The sequence below is a fragment of the Miniimonas sp. S16 genome, assembly GCF_057748195.1.
Window position 1 is genome coordinate 25260 of sequence record NZ_CM173242.1, and the last position, 19848, is coordinate 45107.

Consider the following 19848-nt stretch of genomic DNA (forward strand, 5'->3'; position numbering starts at 1 on the left):
GGCCCGCGCGGACGGGCGGGGCCGGGAAGCGCGCCGCGTGGGCATCCGTTCGATGGCAGGATGTCCCGCATGTCTCTGACCGCTGCCGTGAAGGACGAACTGGCCAGAGTCCGCGTCGACCGCACCTCCAGCCGCAAGGCCGAGGTCTCGGCGACGCTCCGGTTCGCCGGTGGCCTGCACATCATCTCGGGCCGGATCGTCATCGAGGCCGAGCTCGACAACGCGGCCGCGGCGCGCCGGCTCCGGGTCGCCATCGCCGAGGTCTTCGGCCACGCGAGCGACATCATCGTGGTCTCCGGCGGTGCCCTGCGGAAGGGCAACCGCTACGTCGTCCGGGTGGTGCGCGACGGCGAGGCGCTCGCCCGGCAGACCGGCCTCCTCGACGGCCGTGGTCGCCCCGTCCGCGGGCTGCCGCCGCAGGTCGTCTCGGCGAGCGTCGCCGACACCGTCGCGGCGTGGCGCGGCGCGTTCCTCGCGCACGGCAGCCTCACCGAGCCCGGCCGGTCCGCGGCGCTCGAGGTGACCTGCCCGGGCCCCGAGGCCGCACTCGCTCTTGTCGGCGCCGCCCGCAGGCTCGGGCTCTCGGCCAAGGCGCGCGAGGTGCGCGGGGTGGACCGCGTCGTGGTGCGCGACGGGGACGCGATCTCCGCGCTGCTCACCCGGATGGGCGCGCACGACGCCGTGCTCGCGTGGGAGGAGCGGCGGATGCGCCGGGAGGTGCGCGGCACCGCGAACCGGCTGGCCAACTTCGACGACGCCAATCTGCGTCGCTCGGCCCGCGCCGCGGTGGCCGCGAGCGCCAGGGTGCAGCGCGCGTTCGAGATCCTCGGTGAGGAAGTGCCCGAGCATCTCGTCGAGGCCGGTCGGCTGCGCCTGGAGCACCGCGAGGCCTCCCTGGAGGAGCTCGGCCAGTACTCCGACCCGCCGCTGACGAAGGACGCCGTCGCCGGCCGGATCCGGCGCCTGCTCGCCACCGCCGACAAGCGCGCCGCCGAGCTCGGCATCCCGGACACCGAGAGCATCCTCACGCCGGAGATGCTTGACCTCTGAGTGACCTCGAGGTGACTCCGGCATGGATGTTCGGGGTCGCGTCGGTGACCCCCTCGGCACGTCTCGCGCACCGGTCTGCGGGCACTTGGTCCCCCGTAGGCGGGCAGGTGACCGTAGTAGTGTCGTCGGTGGAGAAACGGGGACGACCCCCTCCGCGCACCCCTGGGTGCGCCACCGGACGAGTGCGTGCATCGGCACGCTTGGAGGACTCATCGTGACCATCCGCGTCGGGATCAACGGCTTCGGCCGTATCGGCCGCAACTTCTACCGCGCCATCCTCGCCTCGGGCGCCGACATCGAGGTCGTCGGCGTCAACGACCTCACCGACAACCACACCCTCGCGCACCTGCTGAAGTACGACACCGTGCTCGGCGTGCTGCCCAAGTCGGTCAGCTACGACGACGAGAACATCATCGTCGACGGCAAGGCCATCCGCGCTCTCGAGGAGCGCGACCCCGCCAACCTGCCGTGGGCCGAGCTGGGCGCCGACATCGTCATCGAGTCCACGGGCTTCTTCACGGACGCCACCAAGGCGAAGGCGCACATCGACGCCGGCGCCAAGAAGGTCATCATCTCCGCCCCGGCGAAGAACGAGGACGGGACGTTCGTCGTCGGCGTGAACCACACCGACTACGACCCCGAGACGCAGCACATCATCTCGAACGCGTCCTGCACCACGAACTGCCTCGCGCCGGTCGCGAAGGCCCTCAACGACGCCATCGGCATCGAGAAGGGCCTCATGACGACGATTCACGCCTACACGGGTGACCAGAACCTGCAGGACGGCCCGCACCGCGACCTGCGTCGCGCCCGCGCCGCCGCGCAGAACATCGTCCCGACCACGACCGGCGCCGCGAAGGCCGTCGCGCTGGTGCTGCCCGAGCTCAAGGGCAAGCTGGACGGCTTCGCGCTCCGCGTGCCGACCATCACCGGCTCGGCGACCGACCTCACCTTCGTGGCCGGCAAGGACGTCACGGTGGACGAGGTCAACGCTGCGGTGAAGGCCGCGGCCGAGGGTCCGCTCGCCGGCACGCTCGAGTACACCGAGGACGAGATCGTCTCCTCGGACATCGTCACCAACCCGCACCAGAGCATCTTCGACGCCAAGCTCACCAAGGTCAGCAACGGCAACCTCGTGAAGATCATCGCCTGGTACGACAACGAGTGGGGCTACTCCAGCAGCCTCGTCAAGCTCACCGAGTACGTCGGCAGCAAGCTCTGACGTTCCCGATGTGACGCGAAGGCCCGCATCCGTGTCCGGTTCCCGGATGCGGATGCGGGCCTTCGCTCGTCACAACCCCCCGATCCACCCTCGACGATCCGCCCGCCCCGCGGGCACGGAGGAGCACCAGTGAAGACACTCGCCGACCTCGGCGACCTGCGCGGCAAGACCGTGCTGGTCCGGTCCGACTTCAACGTGCCGCTGGACGGCACGACCATCACCGACGACGGCCGGATCCGCGCCGCGCTGCCCACGCTCAAGGCCCTGCTCGACGGCGGAGCGAAGGTCGTCGTGACGGCCCACCTCGGTCGTCCCAAGGGCGCCCCCGAGGCCAAGTACTCCCTGGCCCCGGTCGCCGCCCGCCTGGGCGAGCTGCTCGGGCAGGACGTCACGCTGGCCGACGACCTCGTCGGCGAGAGCGCCAAGGCCACGGTCGCCGCACTGACCGACGGCAGCGTCGCGCTGCTGGAGAACGTGCGCTTCGACGCCCGCGAGACCTCGAAGGTCGACGCCGAGCGTGCGGAGCTCGCGGGCGAGCTCGCCGCCCTCGGCGGCGGTGTCGACGCGTTCGTGTCCGACGGCTTCGGCGTCGTGCACCGCAAGCAGGCGAGCGTCTACGACGTCGCGCAGATCCTCCCGCACGCCGCCGGCAGCCTCGTGCAGGGCGAAGTCGAGGCGCTCGACAAGGCGATCACCGACCCCGAGCGGCCCTACACGGTCGTGCTCGGCGGGTCCAAGGTCTCGGACAAGCTCGGCGTCATCGCCAACCTCCTGGAGAAGGCCGACACTCTCGTGATCGGCGGCGGCATGCTCTTCACCTTCCTCGCGGCCCAGGGCCACGAGGTCGGCAAGTCGCTGCTCGAGGCGGACCAGATCGACACGGTCAAGGGCTACCTCGCTCGCGCGCAGGAGAAGGGCACGACGATCCTGCTGCCGACGGACGTCGTGGCCGCCGAGGCGTTCGCCGCCGACGCCGCGCACGAGGTCGTCCCCGCCGACGCCATCCCAGCCGACTCGATCGGCCTGGACATCGGCCCGGACTCCGCCAAGGCGTTCGCCGACGCGATCACCGCGAGCCGGACCGTCGTGTGGAACGGCCCCATGGGCGTGTTCGAGTTCGAGGCGTTCTCGGGCGGCACCCGCGCCGTCGCGCAGGCCCTCGTCGACGCGACCGCCGCCGGCGCCTTCACGATCGTCGGCGGTGGCGACTCCGCCGCCGCCGTCCGCACGCTCGGCTTCGACGAGGCCGGGTTCAGCCACATCTCGACCGGTGGTGGTGCGTCGCTCGAGCTGCTCGAGGGCAAGACCCTGCCCGGACTCGCCGTTCTGGAGGCATGACCGTGACGTACGACTCCCCGCGCACCCCCCTCATGGTGGGCAACTGGAAGCTCAACCTGGACCACCTCCAGGCGATCGACCTCGTCCAGAAGCTCGCCTGGACCCTCGCCGACGCCAAGCACGACTACGACCTCACCGAGGTCGTCGTCGCGCCGTCGTTCACGAGCCTGCGCTCGGTGCAGACCCTCGTCGACGGCGACAAGCTGTCGATCCGCTACGCCTCGCAGGACGTCTCGTCGCACTCCTGGGGTGCGTACACGGGCGAGGTGTCCGCCGAGCAGCTCGCCAAGCTCGGCGTCAGCTACGCGATCATCGGGCACTCCGAGCGCCGCCAGTACCACGGCGAGGCCGAGGAGCTCATCAACGCCAAGGTCGCCGCGGCGCTCGGGGCGGGCATCGCGCCGATCGTGTGCGTGGGCGAGTCGCTCGAGGTGCGCCACGCCAAGGGTCACGTCCCGCTCACGCTCGGCCACGTCGACGGCGCCCTCGCGGGCCTCACCAGCGAGCAGGCGAGCCAGGTCGTCATCGCGTACGAGCCGGTGTGGGCGATCGGGACCGGTGAGGTCGCCACGCCCGAGGACGCGCAGGAGATGGCCGAGGCGATCCGCGCGCGGATCGCCGAGACCTTCGACTCGGGCGTCGCGAACGGGATGCGCATCCTGTACGGCGGCTCGGTCAAGGCGGACAACGTCGCGGCGATCATGGCGAAGCCCGACGTCGACGGCGCCCTCGTGGGCGGGGCGAGCCTCGTGCTCGACCAGTTCTCCGCGATCGCACGGTTCCGTCAGCTCTGACCCACCCGACCGTCCGGGCGGGCGCACCTGCGCCCGCCCGGCCGGTTATCCTTGTCCGGGTCCCGTCTGACACGGGGCCGGAACAGCCACGGAAGGAGCGCCCGCGTGGACGCGCTGCGCATCGGACTCCAGGTGATCCTCGTCCTCACGAGCATCGTCCTGGTCCTCACGATCCTCATGCACAAGGGCAAGGGCGGGGGGATGTCCGACATGTTCGGCGGCGGTCTGTCCTCGAGCATGAGCTCCTCGGGGGTCGCCGAGCGCAACCTCAACCGGATCACCATCGGCACCGCGGTCCTCTGGGGCACCGCGATCGTGCTGCTGGGGCTCATCGAGAAGTTCGCGGTCTGAGGGAGAGGACACCGTGGCTGGAGGAAGTGCCATTCGTGGCTCGCGCGTCGGTGCGGGCCCCATGGGCGAGGCCGAGCGCGGCGAGGCGGCCCCCCGGGTCTGGGTCTCGTACTGGTGCGCGTCGGGCCACGAGACCCGGCCGAGCTTCGCCGAGGAGGCGGGCAACCTGCCGCCGGAGACGTGGGACTGCCCGCGCTGCGGCCTGCCCGCCGGGCAGGACCCCGCGAACCCGCCGTCGCCGCCCAAGAACGAGCCGTACAAGACTCACCTTGCCTACGTGAAGGAGCGCCGCAGCGACGAGGAGGGCGCCGAGCTCCTCGAGGAGGCCCTGCAGGCCCTGCGCGAGCGCCGCGGCACCACGCGCTGAGGTCCTGAGCCGGCCGCGATCGCACGCGTGCGGCGCAACCGCACGCGGACGCGACGACGGCCGCACGAGGCCGAGACATGACGACGGGTCCGACCCCGCGGGTCGGACCCTTCGTCGTGCCCGTGCTTGCCGCGGGCGCCCTCAGCGCGCCGCCGCTGCCGACGCCTCGACGTCGAGCAGCCAGAGCGTCTCCGCCGTCCCGTGCACCCGCCCGCAGGGCAGGTCGTCGCTCGCGAGCCCGGCCGCGACCGCATCGGCCTTCTCGGCGCCCGACGCGACGAGCCACACCCGGCGCGCGGCGTCGATCGCGGGCAGGGTGAGCGACACCCGTTCAGGCGGCGGCTTGGGCGAGCCGTGCACGCCGACGGTGGCGCCCGTGGCGCCGAGCGCCTCGTGGCCGGGGAAGAGCGAGGCGACGTGCCCGTCGGGCCCGACGCCGAGCACGAGCACGTCGAAGGACGGGACCTGCGCGCCGTCGGGCGCGAACCGCGCGAGCTCGGCGGCGTACCGCTGCCCGGCCTCCTCGGGGGAGCCCACGACGTCGGGCCCGGGGACGACGTGCACGTTGGCGTCGGGGACTCCCGCGTCGCGCAGGGCCCCGAGCACGGCTGTGTCGTTGCGCTCGTCGCTGCCGGTGGGCTCGAACCGCTCGTCGCCCCACCACAGGTGCAGACCGGTGAGGTCGAGGGCGGCGAGCAGCTCCGACGCGGCCAGCTGCTCCACCACCCGCGTGCCGATCCGTCCGCCGGTGAGCACGACGTGCACCTCGGGGCGGACCGACTGTGCGTCGAGGGCGGCGAGCGCGAGCCGCTGCGCCGTCGCGTGCGCGAGGACGCCGGCGTCGGGGTGGACGACGACCTCCCGCGTCACGCCAGCTCCTCCACGAGCTCCGGCAGGGCCTTCGTGAGCACCTCGCCGTAGACCTCGTCCGGGTCGAGCCGCCGCAGGTCCTCGATGAGGGAGTCAGCGAGCGTGCGCAGCGGCAGCGAGACGCGGTGCTTGATCCCGGTCGGCTCGTCGATCCGCAGGATCGTCGAGTCCACGGGGCGCTCCATCACCACGTTGCCGTTCTCGCGGACGAGCGTCACGCCCGTGATGGCGGGTGCGGCCTCGACGGCCTCGAGCGTCACGTCCGCCTTGAGGAAGTACCGCAGCCACGCGCCCAGCAGCAGCAGCGAGGGATGGTCGGTGTTCCCGGCGATCCGGATCGCGTCCACCCGGGTGTACGGCGGCTCATCCAGCGACTCGGCGATGAGCCCGCGCCAGAGCGTCGCGCGCGCCCACGCGAGGTCGGTGTCGCCGGGGGCGTGGTGCTCCGCGAGACGCGCCAGGCTGCGCAGCGGGTGCCCGCAGCGCATTACGTCGGTGATGCGCCGCTGCGCCATCCGGCCCAGCGGGTGGTCGGACGGGTCGTCGGGCGCCGCGCCGGGCCACCACGTCACGATCGGCGCATCCGGCAGGAGCAGGGGCGTGACGAGCGTGTCGGGGTCCCCGCCGGCCGCGCCGCGTGGGCGCAGCAGGATGACCTCGGAGGCCCCGGCGTCACCGCCCACGCGGATCTCGGCGTCGAGCCCGTCGGCCCCGGGGACCGCGTCCGTCACCACGATCACCCGGCAGGGGTGCTCGCGGCTGGCCTGGTTGGCGGCGTCGACGGCCTCCTCGACGTCGTCCTCGTCGGCGACCACGAGCAGCGTCAGCACACGTCCGAGCGCGACCGCGCCGCCCTCCTCGCGCAGCTTGACGAGCTGCGAGGCGATCTTCGAGGACGTGGTGTCATGGAGCTGGATCTTCACGGTCGCCTCCAGGCCCGGCCGTCGCGGGCCAGCATCTCGTGTGCGCTGTCCGGACCCCACGTGCCGGGCCGGTAGGAGTCGGGCATGCCCTTGCGCTCCCAGTGCTGCAGGATCGGGTCGAGGATGCGCCAGGACAGCTCGACCTCCTTGCTGTGCGGGAAGAGCGGCGGGTCGCCGAGCAGGACGTCGAGGATGAGCCGCTCGTACGCCTCGGGGGAGTTCTCGGTGAACGCGTGCCCGTAGCCGAAGTCCATCGTGACGTCACGCACCTCCATGGCCGTCCCGGGCACCTTGGCGCCGAACCGCACCGTGACGCCCTCGTCCGGCTGGACGCGGATGACGAGCGCGTTCTGGCCCAGCTCCTGCGTGTCCGGCAGCGCGAACGGCAGGTGCGGCGCGCGCTTGAACACGATCGCGATCTCCGTGACGCGCCGGCCCAGTCGCTTGCCGGTGCGCAGGTAGAACGGCACGCCGGCCCACCGGCGGGTGTCGACGTCCACGCGGATCGCGGCGAACGTGTCGGTCGTCGACCCGGGCGGGATGCCGTCCTCGTCGTGGTAGCCGAGCACCTTCTCCCCGCCCTGCCAGCCGGCCGAGTACTGGCCGCGGGCGGTGTGCCGGGACAGGTCCTTGGGGAGCACGACGGCGGAGAGCACCTTCTCCTTCTCCGCTCGCAGCGGAGCGGGGTCGAAGGAGACGGGCTCCTCCATCGCGGTCAGCGCGAGCAGCTGGAGCAGGTGGTTCTGGATGACGTCCCGCGCGGCACCGATGCCGTCGTAGTACCCCGCGCGCGAGCCGATCCCGATGTCCTCGGCCATCGTGATCTGCACGTGGTCGACGTAGTGGGCGTTCCAGATCGGCTCGAACATCTGGTTGGCGAACCGCAGGGCGAGGAGGTTCTGCACCGTCTCCTTGCCGAGGTAGTGGTCGATCCGGAAGACCGAGTCGCCCGGGAAGACCGACTCCACGACCTTCTGCAGCTCCAGGGCCGAGGCGAGGTCATGGCCGAACGGCTTCTCGATGACGACCCGGCGCCACGCGTCGCCCTTGCTGTCGGACAGGCCCGAACGCGCCAGCTGGCGGCAGACGAGGGGGAACGCCCCGGGCGGGACCGACAGGTAGAAGGCGTGGTTCCCGCCGGTGCCGCGCTCGCGGTCGAGCTCGGCGACGGTCTCGGCGAGACGGTCGAACGCCGCATCGTCGTCGAACTCGCCGGGCACGAAGCGGATGCCGGCCTCGAGCTGTCGCCACACCCGCTCGCGGAACGGCGTGCGGGCGTGCTCCTGGACGGCCTGCTTGGTGACCTCGGCGAAGTGGTCGGCGTTCCAGTCGCGCCGGGCGAACCCCGTCAGTCCGAAGCCCGGCGGGAGCAGGCCGCGGTTGGCGAGGTCGTAGATCGCCGGCAGGAGCTTCTTGCGCGAGAGGTCGCCGGTGACGCCGAAGATCACGAGGCCGCTCGGCCCCGCGATCCGCGGCAGGCGCCGGTCCTGGGTCTGGCGCAGCGGGTTGACGCCGGCGGCGATCCGCGCCGGCATCAGTGCCCGTTCCCGGCGGCCCGAGCCTGCTCGAGCGAGTCGGCCACGGTGAGCAGGAGGTTCTCCCACGAGGCGATGAAGGAGGACACGCCGTCGCGCTCGAGGTCGGCGAGCGCGCCGTCGTAGTCGACCCCGACCCGCACGACGGCCTCGAGCACCGCGTGCGCGTCGGCGACGTTCGGCGTGACCGTGTCGAACGGGCCGTCGCCCTCGGGCACCCGGGCGTGGTCGGCCGCGGCGCGCAGCGTCTGCTCCGGCATCGTGTTCACCACGTCCGGCGCGACGAGCTCGTCGACGTAGAGGGTGTCGGGGTAGTCGGGGTTCTTCGTCCCGGTGGAGGCCCACAGAGGCCGCTGCACGTGGGCGCCCGCCGCCGCGAGGTCGGTGAACCGGGGCGAGGAGAAGATCTCCGTGAACGCCTCGTAGGACACCCGCGCGCCGGCCAGCGCGGTGCGCCCGCGCAGGCCGAGCGCCTCCTCTGTCCCGACCTCGGTGAGCAGCGGGTCCACCGCGGCGTCGATCCGGGACAGGAACACCGAGGCCACGGAGGCGATCGTCGACACTTCCACGCCGGCGACGTGCGCCTGCTCCAGGCCGTCGACGTACGCGTTCGCGACCGCGCGGTAGGTGTCGGGGGAGAAGATCAGCGTCGCGTTCACGCTGATGCCCTCCGCGATCACGGCGGGGATCGCGGCGAGACCCTCGGTGGTGGCCGGGATCTTGATGTAGACGTTCGGCCGGTCCACGAGCCGCCAGAGCGCGCGGGCCTGCTCGATCGTGCCCTCGGTGTCGTGCGCGAGCCGGGGGTCCACCTCGATCGAGACGCGCGCGTCGCCCGGACGCGGGTCCGGGAGCAGCTGCGCGAACAGGTCCGCCGCCGTGCGCACGTCGTCGGTGGTGAGCGCGCGCACGGCCGCCTCGGCGTCCGCACCCTCCGCGGCGAGCGCGGCGACCTGCTCGTCGTACGCCTCGCCGTCGGCGATCGCCTTGTCGAAGATCGTCGGGTTGGTCGTGACGCCGAGGACGTGTGCGGTGCGGACGAGGTCGGCGAGGCCGCCCGAGCGCAGGCGCGCCCGGGACAGGTCGTCGAGCCAGGGCGACACGCCCGAGGCGACGATGCGCGCCAGGGGGTCGCTCGCCGTCGGGCCGGTGCTGGTCGAGCTCGTGCTGGTCATGTCGAAGGTCTCCTCGTGAGGGTGTTCGCCCGGTTCAGCTCTGGTCGCCGGTGCCCGAGGGCCCGGCCTCGATGGTGCCCTCGGGCGCCGCGTCCCCACGCGCCGCGGCGATCGACTCGCGCGCGGCGGCGACGACCGCCTCCGGGGTGAACCCGAACTCGCGGAACAGCGTCGCCGCGTCCGCGGAGGCGCCGAAGTGCTCGAGCGACACGGTCCGACCGGCGTCGCCGACGATCCCGTGCCACGGCATCGCGACGCCGGCCTCGACGCTCACGCGGGCACGCACGCCGCGCGGGAGCACGGACTCGCGGTAGGCGGCGTCCTGGTCGCTGAACCACTCCAGGCACGGCGCGGACACGACCCGCGTGGGCACGCCGTCGGCCTCGAGCGTCTCCCGGGCCGCGACCGCGAGCTGCAGCTCCGACCCCGTGCCGATGAGGATCACCTCGGGGGACCCGGTCGAGGCCTCGAGCAGGGTGTACGCACCGCGCGCCACGTCGGGCGCCGCGAAGCCCTCGTCGCCGCGGGGGAAGACCGGCATGTTCTGCCGCGACAGGATGAGGCCGGCGGGTGCGTCCCGCTCGAGGATCGCCAGCCAGGCGGCGGCCGTCTCGGTGGCGTCACCGGGACGCACGATCGCGATCCCGGGCATCGCGCGCATGGCCGCGAGGTGCTCGACGGGCTGGTGCGTCGGGCCGTCCTCGCCGACGCCGACCGAGTCGTGCGTCCACACGAAGGTCACCGGCGCGCCCATGATCGCGGTGAGCCGCACGGCGCCGCGCATGAAGTCCGAGAACGTGAAGAACGTGCCGCCGTAGGGCCGGGTGAGGCCGTGCAGCGCGATGCCGTTGAGGATGGCGCCCATGCCGTGCTCGCGGATGCCGAAGTGCAGCGTGCGGCCGTACTCGTCACCCGTGAACTCCTTGCTGGAGCGGTGCGCGGGGAAGAACGACGGCTCGCCCGCCATCGACGTGTTGTTCGAGCCGGCGAGGTCGGCAGACCCTCCCCAGAGCTCCGGCAGCGGGGCGGCGAGCGCGGCGAGCACCTTGCCGGACGCGGCCCGGGTGGCGAGCGAGGTGCCGGCCTCGAAGGTCGGCAGGACGTCGGCGAGGCCGTCGGGCAGGCGCCGCTCGGTCAGCCGGTCCAGGAGCTGCGCGCGCTCGGGGTTGGCGGCGCGCCACGCCTGGAAGCTCTCGTCCCACGCCGCACGGGCCGCGGCGGCGCGCTCACCGAGGGCGCGCGTGTGCGCGAGCACCTCGGCCGGGACCTGGAAGGACTGCTCGGGGTCGAGGCCGAGGGCCTCCTTGAGCCCGGCGACCTCCGTGGCCCCCAGCTTCGAGCCGTGCGCCTCGTGAGTGTCCTGCTTGGTGGGGCTCGGCCACGCCATCACGGTGCGCAGGCGGATGATCGAGGGCTTGCCGGTCTCGGCCTTGGCGGCCTCGATCGCGGCGGCGAGCGCGTCCACGTCCTCGCGGTACTCGGTGCCGCCGTGGGTCCAGTCGACCGAGTGGACGTCCCAGCCGTAGGCCGCGTACCGGCCCAGGACGTCCTCGCCGAACGCGATGGAGGTGTGGCCCTCGATCGTGATGTGGTTGTCGTCCCACAGGAGGATGAGGTTGCCCAGCTCCTGCGTCCCGGCCAGCGAGGAGGCCTCGCTCGAGATGCCCTCCTGGAGGCAGCCGTCGCCGGCGATGACGTAGACGAAGTGGTCGAACGGGCTCTGGCCGGGGGCTGCGTCGGGGTCGAGCAGGCCGCGCTCGCGGCGGGCCGCCATCGCCATGCCGACCGCCGAGGCCAGGCCGGTGCCGAGCGGCCCGGTGGTGATCTCCACGCCGTCGGTGTGCTTGTACTCGGGGTGGCCGGGGGTCTTCGAGCCCCACGTCCGCAGCGCCTCGAGGTCCTCGACCTCGAGGCCCCACCCGCCGAGGAAGAGCTGCACGTACTGCGTGAGGCTCGCGTGCCCGGCCGAGAGCACGAACCGGTCGCGGCCCAGCCAGTGCGGGTCGGCCGGGTCGTGCCGCATGACGTTCTGGTACAGCAGGTACGCGGCCGGGGCGAGGCTGATCGGCGTGCCCGGGTGGCCGTTGCCGACCTTCTCCACGGCGTCGGCGGCGAGGGCCTTGGCGACGGCGACGGCGCGCTCGTCGAGCTCCGTCCAGCCGACGGTGCTCGCGAGGGGGGCGGGGACGTTCACGGATGCTCCTTCGGACGATCCACGTGCGGCGCAGGGCGGGTCCCGCACACGCGCGACGCGCGTCGCCTGGGCAGTCCGTTGCCGATTCGGTACGGCTCGACCCTACTGCCGCAAGGGCGCGCTCGGGGGGCCGCGACCAGCAGACGACCCTGCTGCCCTACCATGGGAGCACCTACCTCACCCGAGTGGTGCACCACCGACGGAAGGACCACGGCGTGGCCTCGACCGATGCTCGTCCGGCCGCCGACGCGCCCCCCTCGCCACCTCGTCGGGTCGCCACACGGACGTGGCGTCGGACGCTCGGTGCGTACGTCGCCCTCACGAAGCCTCGCGTCATCGAGCTGCTGCTGGTCACCACCCTGCCGACCATGATCCTCGCCGAGGGCGGCCTGCCCTCGATCTGGCTCATGGTGGCCACGCTGATCGGCGGCGCCGCAGCGGCCGGCTCGGCGAACGTCCTGAACTGCTACCTCGACCGGGACATCGACTCGGTGATGGGTCGCACCCGCCGCCGCCCGCTCGTGACCGGCGAGATCACGCCGCGCCAGGCGCTCGTGTTCGGCTCCGCGCTCGGGATCGGCTCGATCGCCTGGTTCGCGCTCGTGGTGAACCCCGTGGCCGCACTGCTCACGCTCGGCGCGATCGCGATCTACGTCGTCGGCTACACCATGATCCTCAAGCGGCGCACCTCGCAGAACATCGTGTGGGGCGGCGCCGCGGGCTGCATGCCGGTGCTCATCGGCTGGTCGGCCGTGACCGGCGGCCTGGACTGGGCCGCGCTCGTCCTGTTCGGCGTCATCTTCCTGTGGACGCCGCCGCACTACTGGCCGCTGTCGATGCGGTTCCGCGAGGACTACGCCACCGCCGGGGTCCCGATGCTCCCGGTGGTGGCCGGCGAACGCCGCGTGGCCGCCGAGATGCTCGCCTACGCCGTCGCGATGGTGGTCTGCTCGCTCGTCCTCGTGCCGGTGGCCGGCATGGGCTGGGTGTACCTGGGCGTCGCGGTGGTCGCGGGCGCCTGGTTCGTGGCGCTGTGCGTGCGGCTGTACCGGATGGCCGTGGACCCCGAGCGTCGCGGGCTCGTCTCGCGCGGCCCGGCGATGAAGGTCTTCCACGCCTCGATCACCTACCTCACCCTGCTGTTCGCGGCCGTCGCGGTCGACCCGTTCCTGCCCTGGTGACGTGTCCGCCGGGACGACCTTCGGCGTCGCTCGGGGCGCCGACGCCTCGGCACCGCTCCCGCTCGGGGAACGCGTGAGCGCCTCGCGACCCTCCGACGTGCTCGAGGCCTTCCTCGCCCACCTCGCGGTGGAGCGCGGGGCGAGCGCCCACACGATCGCGGCCTACCACCGGGACCTCACCCGGTACACCGGCTACCTCGCGACGCTCGGCCGCGCCGACCTCGAGGACGTCACCGCGCTCGACGTCGAGCGCTACCTCGAGGTGCTGCGCACGGGGTCCGACGGCGCAGCCCCCCTCGCGGCGTCGTCCGCCGGTCGCGCCGTGGTCGCCGTGCGCGGGCTGCACCGGTTCGCGCACGTGGAGGGCACGACCTCGGACGACCCCGCCGCCCAGGTCCGCCCGCCCGCGACGGGCAAGCGCCTGCCCAAGGCGGTCAGCGTGGGCGAGGTCGAGGCGCTGCTCGAGGCCGCGTCGGCCACCGAGGGCGTCGTGGGCCTGCGCGACCGCGCGCTGCTCGAGCTGCTGTACTCCACGGGCGCGCGGATCTCCGAGGCCGTCTCGCTGGCCGTCGACGACCTCGACCTCGATGCCGACACCCCGCTGGTCCGCGTCACCGGCAAGGGCCGGCGCACCCGCGTGGTGCCGCTCGGCACGCACGCCGTGCGCGCCCTCGACGCCTACCTCGTGCGCGCCCGGCCCACCCTCGCCGCGCGCGGGCGGTCCCAGGGCGCGGTGTTCCTCGGAGTGCGCGGCGCCCCGCTGTCGCGGCAGAGCGCGTGGGCGGTGCTGCAGGACGCCGCCGAGCGGGCCGGCCTCGCGGCGCACGTCTCCCCGCACACCCTGCGGCACTCCTTCGCGACCCACCTCCTGGCCGGGGGAGCGGACGTGCGCGTGGTGCAGGAGCTGCTCGGGCACGCCTCGGTCACCACGACCCAGCTCTACACGCACGTCACGGTCCAGACCCTGCGCGAGGTGTACGCGTCGGCGCACCCGCGAGCGCTCGGGTAGCGCGTCGCGCGCGCTACGGTGGGAGGGTGACCGACGTGCAGCCGACCCTGGACCTGGGGGCAGACCCGGTCGAGGGCGCCGCAGCGCGGGAGGACTCCGCCGTCGCGGCCGTCGAGTTCCCCGTCCCCGCGCCGCTCGCCTCGCACGGCCCCGCCCGCATCGTGGCGATGTGCAACCAGAAGGGCGGGGTCGGCAAGACGACGACCACCATCAACCTGGGTGCGGCGCTCGCCGAGTACGGCCGACGGGTCCTGCTCGTCGACTTCGACCCGCAGGGTGCGGCCTCGGCCGGGCTCGGGGTGTCGGCGAACGAGCTCGAGTCCACGATCTACACCGCGCTGATGACCCCGCGGTTCGACATCCGCACGATCGTGCACCGCACGGCTCTCGAGGGCCTTGACCTCGTCCCCGCGAACATCGACCTGTCCGCGGCCGAGGTCCAGCTCGTCAACGAGGTGGCCCGCGAGCAGGCGCTGGCGCGCGTGCTGCGGCCGGTGCTCGACGACTACGACGTGGTGCTCGTGGACTGCCAGCCCTCGCTCGGGCTGCTCACCGTCAACGCGCTCACGGCGGCGCACGGCGTGATCGTGCCGCTGGAGACGGAGTTCTTCGCGCTGCGCGGCGTCGCGCTGCTGCTCGAGACGATCGAGAAGGTCCGCGACCGGCTGAACCCGCGGCTGCGCACCGACGGCATCCTCGCGACCATGTACGACGGTCGCACGCTGCACTCGCGCGAGGTGCTCGCGCGCGTGCGGGAGGCCTTCGGCGAGGACGTGTTCACCACCGTCATCGGCCGCACGGTGAAGTTCCCCGACGCCTCGGTGGCGACCGAGCCGATCACCACGTACGCGCCGACCCACCCGGGCGCCGAGGCCTACCGGCAGCTGGCCCGTGAGCTCGTCGCACGCGGCGACGTCGCCTGACGCCTCCGCTGCTGCGTCGGCGGTGGGGCGCGTCGGGGCGGACGGCCCGGCCGATCCGACGGACCAGCACGCACGCGCCGCGGTGTTCGAGGTCAACCTCGACAACTTCTCCGGGCCGTTCGACCTGCTGCTCTCGCTCATCGCCAAGCACCGCCTGGACGTGACCGAGGTGGCGCTCGGTGTCGTGACCGACGACTTCATCGCCTACCTGCGCGCCCAGGACGTGTGGGAGCTGGAGCAGGCGAGCGAGTTCCTCGTGATCGGCGCGACGCTGCTCGACCTCAAGGCGGCTCGCCTGCTGCCCGGGGTGTCCGCCGAGGACCCCGAGGACCTCGAGCTGCTCGAGGCGCGCGACCTGCTCTTCGCCCGGCTGCTGGCCTACCGCGCGTTCAAGGAGGTCGCCGGCGCGTTCGCCGCGCGCTGGGAGGCGGCCGCCGGGGCCTACCCGCGCACCGCCCCGCTCGAGCCCGCGCTGGCGGCGCTGCTGCCGGAGCTCGTGCTCGCCGTCGGGCCTGCGGACCTGGCCCGGATCGCCGCGGCCGCGCTCGCCCCGAAGGTCGTCCCGCAGGTGGGCCTCGCGCACCTGCACGCCCCGGTGGTGAGCGTGCGCGAGCAGGCGGCGCTGGTCGCCGCGCGGCTGCGACGCGCGAAGGTGGCGACGTTCCGCACGCTCACCGACGACGCCGGGTCCCGGCCGGTGGTGATCGGGCGGTTCCTCGCGCTGCTCGAGCTCTACCGTCAGGGTGTCGTCGCGTTCGAGCAGGCGGACAGCCTGGGCGAGCTCACCATCCGCTGGGTGGGGCCGTGGGACGCCGCGCCGAGCGTGGAGTCCTCGTTCGACGAGCCTCAGGCGGGCGTGGCGGACGAGGACGTGCCGGCGTCGGACGAGGGCGCGGTGCCGCCGTCGGACCGGCAGCCGGTGCCGCCACCGGAGGAGCCGCCGGCCGAGCGCGGCGCGGATCAGCAGCGCCCCAGTCGGTAACCTCGGGCGGTGACCGACGCCGAACCGCTCGCCGAGCCCGTCATGGACGACCACCCCGCCCTCGCCGACCTCCCGGGTGGTGAGCTGGCCGCGGTGGAGGCGATCCTCGCCGTCGTGGACGAGCCGGTGCCGGCGGCCCGCGTCGCGGGTGCGCTCGGGCTCACCGTCGAGCGCACCGAGGCCCTCCTGCACGAGCTCGCCGCGCGCTACCGCGGCGAGACGGCCGACGGCGCGGAGGCCGAGCGGCCCCGCGGGTACGTGCTGCGCGAGACGGGGGGTGCGTGGCGGCTGTACTCCGCGCCGGCGTTCGCACCGTACGTCCAGGCCTTCGTGATCGACGGCCAGACCGCCCGCCTCACCCAGGCCTCGCTCGAGACTCTCGCCGTGGTCGCCTACCGCCAGCCCGTGACGCGCGGGCGGATCGCCGCCATCCGCGGCGTCAACGTGGACGGTGTGGTCCGCACGCTCACCACGCGCGGCCTCATCGAGGAGGCCGGGCGCGACGGCGAGGGCGGCGCGATCCTGTACCGCACCACGACGCACTTCCTCGAGCGGATGGGGCTGAGCAGCCTCGCCGACCTGCCGCCGCTCGCGCCCTACCTGCCCGGTGACGCGGACCTCGCCGAGCTCGAGGAGGAGGTCCGATGACCGACGGCGAGGGAATCCGCCTGCAGAAGGTGCTCGCCGGCGCGGGGGTCGGCTCGCGGCGGGTCTGCGAGGACCTCATCGTGGCCGGCCGGGTCGCGGTCAACGGCACGATCGTGCGGGAGCTCGGCACGCGTGTGCAGCCCACGGACGTGCTGCACGTCGACGGGCTGCGCGTCCAGCTCGACGACACCCACACGACGCTCGCGCTCAACAAGCCGTTCGGCGTGCTCTCGGCGATGTCGGACGACCGCGGCCGGCCCACCGTGGCCGACTACCTCGACGGCGAGACCCGGCTCTTCCACGTCGGCCGCCTCGACGCCGACACCGAGGGCCTCCTGCTCCTCACGAACGACGGCGAGCTCGCCCACCGCCTCGCGCACCCCTCCTACGAGGTGCCCAAGACGTACGTCGCGCGGGTGCGCGGGCATGTCGCCCGCGGCGTGGGCAAGCGGCTGCGCGGGGGGATCACCCTCGACGACGGTCCGGCGCACGCCGACTCCTTCACGGTGCTCGAGGCGCGCCCGGAGGAGAGCATCGTGGAGATCGTGCTGCACTCCGGCCGCAACCGGATCGTGCGGCGCATGCTCGAGGACGTCGGACACCCGGTGATCGCGCTCACCCGCACGTCGTTCGGCCCGGTCCGCCTCGGGCAGCTGCGCTCCGGTGCCACCCGCGCCGTGGCCGGCACCGAGCTCGCGCGCCTGCAGCGGGAGGTCGGGCTGTGAGCCCTAGGGTGGTCGGGATGTCCAGCGCACACCCCAGCTCCCCGACGGCCACCACCGGTCCCGTCCACGTGATCGGCACCGGCCTGCTGGGGGCGAGCGTCGGGCTCGCGCTCACCCGCGCGGGAGTCGCCGTCTCGCTCGCGGACGCCTCGCCGTCGCAGGTCGCGCTCGCCCGCGACCTGGGCGCCGGGGAGCTGGGCGCCGGGGAGGACGCGCGGATCGTCGTCGTGGCCGTCCCGCCGGACGTCACCGCCGACGTCGTGGTCGACGCGCTGCGCGCGCACCCGACGGCGATCGTCACCGACGTCGCGAGCGTCAAGTCCGTGGTTCTCACCGAGCTGCACGCCGCCGTCGCGGACGGCCGGCTCACGCCGGACGACCTCACGCGCTACGTCGGCAGCCACCCGATGGCCGGCCGGGAGCGCTCGGGTGCCGCCGCGGCCGACCCGGACCTGTTCTCGGGTCGCCCGTGGGTGCTCGTCCCGCACCCGACGAGCGACCCCGGCGGCGTGCTCGCGGTCCGCACGCTCGCCGTCGACCTCGGCGGCGCCCTCGTGACGCTCGCCGCCCAGGAGCACGACGACGCCGTCGCGGCCGTCTCGCACACCCCGCAGGTGCTGTCCTCCCTGCTCGCGGCACGACTGCTGGACGCGCCCGAGCAGGCCCTCGCGCTGGCCGGCCAGGGACTGCGCGACGTCACGCGGATCGCCGCGAGCGACCCGCGGCTGTGGGCCGCGATCCTCGTCGGCAACGCGGGTCCGGTGGCCCACCTGCTCGGCCAGGTGCGCGACGAGCTCGCCGAGCTGGTGGCCGCCCTCGAGGCGGCCGCGGAGCACGGACCGCTCACGCCCGGCGCGATGGCCGCGGCGAGCGCGGCGGTCAGCCGCGGCAACCAGGGCGTCGCCCGCATCCCCGGCAAGCACGGCGGCGTGCGGCGCTCCTACGCCGAGGTCACGGTGCTCGTGCCGGACACGCCCGGGTCGCTCGGCCGCCTGTTCGCGCAGGTGGGCGAGCTGGGCGTGAACATCGAGGACTTCGCCATGGAGCACGCGCCGCAGCAGAAGGTCGGGCTCGCCACCGTCTCGGTCCTCCCGGAGGTCGCCGAGGAGCTCGAGGCGGGCCTGGACGCCCGCGGCTGGCGGGTGGTGCGGTCGTGACCGGCGTCGTCATCGCGCTCGACGGACCCTCGGGCTCCGGCAAGTCCACCGTCGGACGGCACCTGGCCCGCGTGCACCGGCTCGGCTGTCTCGACACCGGAGCACAGTTCCGTGCCGTCGCCTGGTACTGCGACGCCTACGGCATCGACCTGGCCGACGGCGACGGCGTGGCGGTCGCCGCGCGCGACCTCCCCCTGGAGCAGTCGCTCGACCCCGACGACCAGCGCGTCGTGGTGGGCGGGGTGGACGTCACCGACGCGATCCGCGAGCCGCGGATCTCGACCGTGGTGAGCCAGGTCGCGACCAACCTCGAGGTCCGGGCCGAGCTCCGCCGGCGCCAGCGCTCGACGATCGCGACCGAGGTCGCCGGCGGCTGGTCGGACGGGCGGGGGATCCTCGTCGAGGGCCGGGACATCACCACCGTCATCGCGCCCGACGCCGACGTGCGCATGCTGCTCGTCGCGCGCGCGGAGGAGCGGCTCGCGCGCCGGGCCCTCGAGGTGCACGGCTCCGTGGACGCCGACGCGATCGAGGCGACCCGTGACCAGATCCTGCGCCGGGACGCAGACGACGCCACGGTGAGCACCTTCCACGAGGCGGCCGACGGCGTCGTCACCCTCGACTCCTCCACGCTCACGCTCGAGGAGACCCTCGCGGCGGCCGAGCGCATCGTGACGGACGTGCTGAGCCGGTCGTGAGCCAGGCGCACGTCGGCCCGGGGAGCACCGTGACCGCGCAGCAGATCAGGCGCTGGGGTCCGACGTGGTCGCGCCGGGTCGGCTGGGCCCTTGACCACGTGTGGTGGCACACCGACGTCGTGGGCGCCGAGCACGTCCCGGCCACCGGTCGCGTACTCGTCGCGCCCAACCACACCGGCATCGTGGACGGCCCCGTGGTGCACGGCGCCATCCCGCGCGGCTCGCACTTTCTCGTCAAGGAGGAGTTCTTCACCTCCCGGCTCGGGTTCCTCATGCGCTGGGCGGGCCAGATCCCCGTGGACCGGTCCAACGGCCGGCCCGCCCTCGAGGCCGCGCGGACGCTGCTGGAGGAGGATCGCTGCGTCGGTGTCTTCCCCGAAGGCACCCGCGGGCGGGGCGACGTGGCCGCGGCCCGCGCCGGCATCGCCTGGCTCGCCGTGCACACCGGCGCGCCCGTCGTGCCGTGCGCGGTGCTCGGCACGCGCCCGCCGGGGACCGCGCGCGGGCACGTCCCGCACCCCCGGGCGCGCCTCGTGGTCGAGTTCGGCGCGCCGGTCGAGGTGCCCGCGGGCGGCGGGCGCCGCGAGGTCGCCGCCGCGATGACGGCCGTGACCGCGGCGATGGTGGCGCTGCTCGACGCCGCGCAGGAGCGCACAGGGCTGCGCCTGCCGGAGGTCTGAGGCGCCGGGGCGTCCCGCAGGTGCGC

The 19848-nt window shown here is 73.7% G+C and carries 20 protein-coding genes; 15 read left to right on the forward strand and 5 right to left on the reverse strand.

The window, feature by feature from the left end:
* Positions 1 to 69 precede the first annotated feature (69 nt).
* From whiA to AC3AQ1_RS00130, 6 genes are all read left to right on the forward strand, one after another.
* Entirely contained in the window at positions 70 to 1050 is a 981-nt protein-coding gene (gene whiA / locus AC3AQ1_RS00105; RefSeq protein WP_108717326.1) for a DNA-binding protein WhiA, read from the forward strand.
* Positions 1051 to 1264: 214 nt separating this feature from the next.
* A complete protein-coding gene (gene gap / locus AC3AQ1_RS00110) occupies positions 1265 to 2272 on the forward strand; it encodes a type I glyceraldehyde-3-phosphate dehydrogenase (RefSeq protein WP_108717327.1) in 1008 nt (335 codons plus the stop codon).
* 129 nt (positions 2273 to 2401) lie between these two features.
* Positions 2402 to 3610: a phosphoglycerate kinase gene (locus tag AC3AQ1_RS00115; protein WP_108717328.1), complete on the forward strand. Its 1209-nt coding sequence runs from the start codon at positions 2402 to 2404 to the stop codon at positions 3608 to 3610.
* Positions 3611 to 3642: 32 nt separating this feature from the next.
* Positions 3643 to 4404, forward strand: a complete 762-nt coding sequence (tpiA, locus tag AC3AQ1_RS00120) for a triose-phosphate isomerase (RefSeq protein ID WP_108719845.1) — start codon at positions 3643 to 3645, stop codon at positions 4402 to 4404.
* A 105-nt stretch (positions 4405 to 4509) separates the two neighbouring features.
* Complete coding sequence (gene secG, locus AC3AQ1_RS00125) at positions 4510 to 4755, forward strand: preprotein translocase subunit SecG (RefSeq protein WP_108717329.1); 246 nt, start codon at positions 4510 to 4512, stop codon at positions 4753 to 4755.
* Positions 4756 to 4816: 61 nt separating this feature from the next.
* Positions 4817 to 5122: an RNA polymerase-binding protein RbpA gene (locus tag AC3AQ1_RS00130; protein WP_255421200.1), complete on the forward strand. Its 306-nt coding sequence runs from the start codon at positions 4817 to 4819 to the stop codon at positions 5120 to 5122.
* Positions 5123 to 5263: 141 nt separating this feature from the next.
* Here AC3AQ1_RS00130 and pgl read toward each other — a convergent pair whose 3' ends face one another.
* The 5 genes from pgl to tkt are packed head-to-tail and all read right to left on the reverse strand — an operon-like array spanning position 5264 to position 11819.
* A complete protein-coding gene (gene pgl / locus AC3AQ1_RS00135) occupies positions 5264 to 5992 on the reverse strand; it encodes a 6-phosphogluconolactonase (RefSeq protein WP_108717331.1) in 729 nt (242 codons plus the stop codon).
* Entirely contained in the window at positions 5989 to 6915 is a 927-nt protein-coding gene (locus AC3AQ1_RS00140) for a glucose-6-phosphate dehydrogenase assembly protein OpcA (protein WP_108717332.1), read from the reverse strand. Before AC3AQ1_RS00140 ends, pgl begins: the two co-directional genes overlap by 4 nt.
* The gene (gene zwf, locus AC3AQ1_RS00145; protein WP_108719846.1) at positions 6912 to 8453 is read right to left on the reverse strand and encodes a glucose-6-phosphate dehydrogenase; all 1542 of its coding nucleotides are present in this window, start codon (positions 8451 to 8453) and stop codon (positions 6912 to 6914) included. The genes AC3AQ1_RS00140 and zwf overlap by 4 nt, the downstream gene beginning before the upstream one ends.
* Positions 8450 to 9625 carry a transaldolase gene (gene tal / locus AC3AQ1_RS00150; RefSeq protein WP_108717333.1) on the reverse strand — a complete coding sequence of 392 codons (1176 nt, stop codon included), beginning with the start codon at positions 9623 to 9625 and terminating at the stop codon, positions 8450 to 8452. Before tal ends, zwf begins: the two co-directional genes overlap by 4 nt.
* A 34-nt stretch (positions 9626 to 9659) precedes the next feature.
* A complete protein-coding gene (gene tkt, locus AC3AQ1_RS00155) occupies positions 9660 to 11819 on the reverse strand; it encodes a transketolase (RefSeq protein WP_108717334.1) in 2160 nt (719 codons plus the stop codon).
* 215 nt (positions 11820 to 12034) lie between these two features.
* Between tkt and AC3AQ1_RS00160 the strand changes: the two genes are divergently transcribed.
* From AC3AQ1_RS00160 to AC3AQ1_RS00200, 9 genes are read left to right on the forward strand one after another with little or no spacing between them, the layout of a single operon-like run.
* The gene (locus AC3AQ1_RS00160; protein WP_234417595.1) at positions 12035 to 13000 is read left to right on the forward strand and encodes a heme o synthase; all 966 of its coding nucleotides are present in this window, start codon (positions 12035 to 12037) and stop codon (positions 12998 to 13000) included.
* Between the two features lies 1 nt (position 13001).
* Positions 13002 to 14009, forward strand: coding sequence for a site-specific tyrosine recombinase XerD (gene xerD / locus AC3AQ1_RS00165; RefSeq protein ID WP_370445302.1), 1008 nt, complete (start codon positions 13002 to 13004; stop codon positions 14007 to 14009).
* A 53-nt stretch (positions 14010 to 14062) separates the two neighbouring features.
* Complete coding sequence (locus AC3AQ1_RS00170; protein WP_108719848.1) at positions 14063 to 14932, forward strand: ParA family protein; 870 nt, start codon at positions 14063 to 14065, stop codon at positions 14930 to 14932.
* Complete coding sequence (locus AC3AQ1_RS00175; RefSeq protein ID WP_159096306.1) at positions 14901 to 15914, forward strand: segregation and condensation protein A; 1014 nt, start codon at positions 14901 to 14903, stop codon at positions 15912 to 15914. The genes AC3AQ1_RS00170 and AC3AQ1_RS00175 overlap by 32 nt, the downstream gene beginning before the upstream one ends.
* A 42-nt stretch (positions 15915 to 15956) precedes the next feature.
* Complete coding sequence (gene scpB / locus AC3AQ1_RS00180; RefSeq protein ID WP_108719849.1) at positions 15957 to 16562, forward strand: SMC-Scp complex subunit ScpB; 606 nt, start codon at positions 15957 to 15959, stop codon at positions 16560 to 16562.
* Positions 16559 to 17287 carry a pseudouridine synthase gene (locus AC3AQ1_RS00185; RefSeq protein WP_108717336.1) on the forward strand — a complete coding sequence of 243 codons (729 nt, stop codon included), beginning with the start codon at positions 16559 to 16561 and terminating at the stop codon, positions 17285 to 17287. The genes scpB and AC3AQ1_RS00185 overlap by 4 nt, the downstream gene beginning before the upstream one ends.
* Before the next feature lie 17 nt (positions 17288 to 17304).
* On the forward strand, positions 17305 to 18444 hold the full coding sequence (locus AC3AQ1_RS00190; RefSeq protein ID WP_108717337.1) for a prephenate dehydrogenase: 1140 nt from the start codon (positions 17305 to 17307) through the stop codon (positions 18442 to 18444).
* Positions 18441 to 19142 (forward strand): (d)CMP kinase, encoded by a 702-nt coding sequence (gene cmk / locus AC3AQ1_RS00195; RefSeq protein WP_108717338.1) that lies wholly within the window; start codon positions 18441 to 18443, stop codon positions 19140 to 19142. The genes AC3AQ1_RS00190 and cmk overlap by 4 nt, the downstream gene beginning before the upstream one ends.
* Complete coding sequence (locus tag AC3AQ1_RS00200; protein ID WP_108717339.1) at positions 19139 to 19822, forward strand: lysophospholipid acyltransferase family protein; 684 nt, start codon at positions 19139 to 19141, stop codon at positions 19820 to 19822. The genes cmk and AC3AQ1_RS00200 overlap by 4 nt, the downstream gene beginning before the upstream one ends.
* The last annotated feature ends 26 nt before the right edge of the window (positions 19823 to 19848 follow it).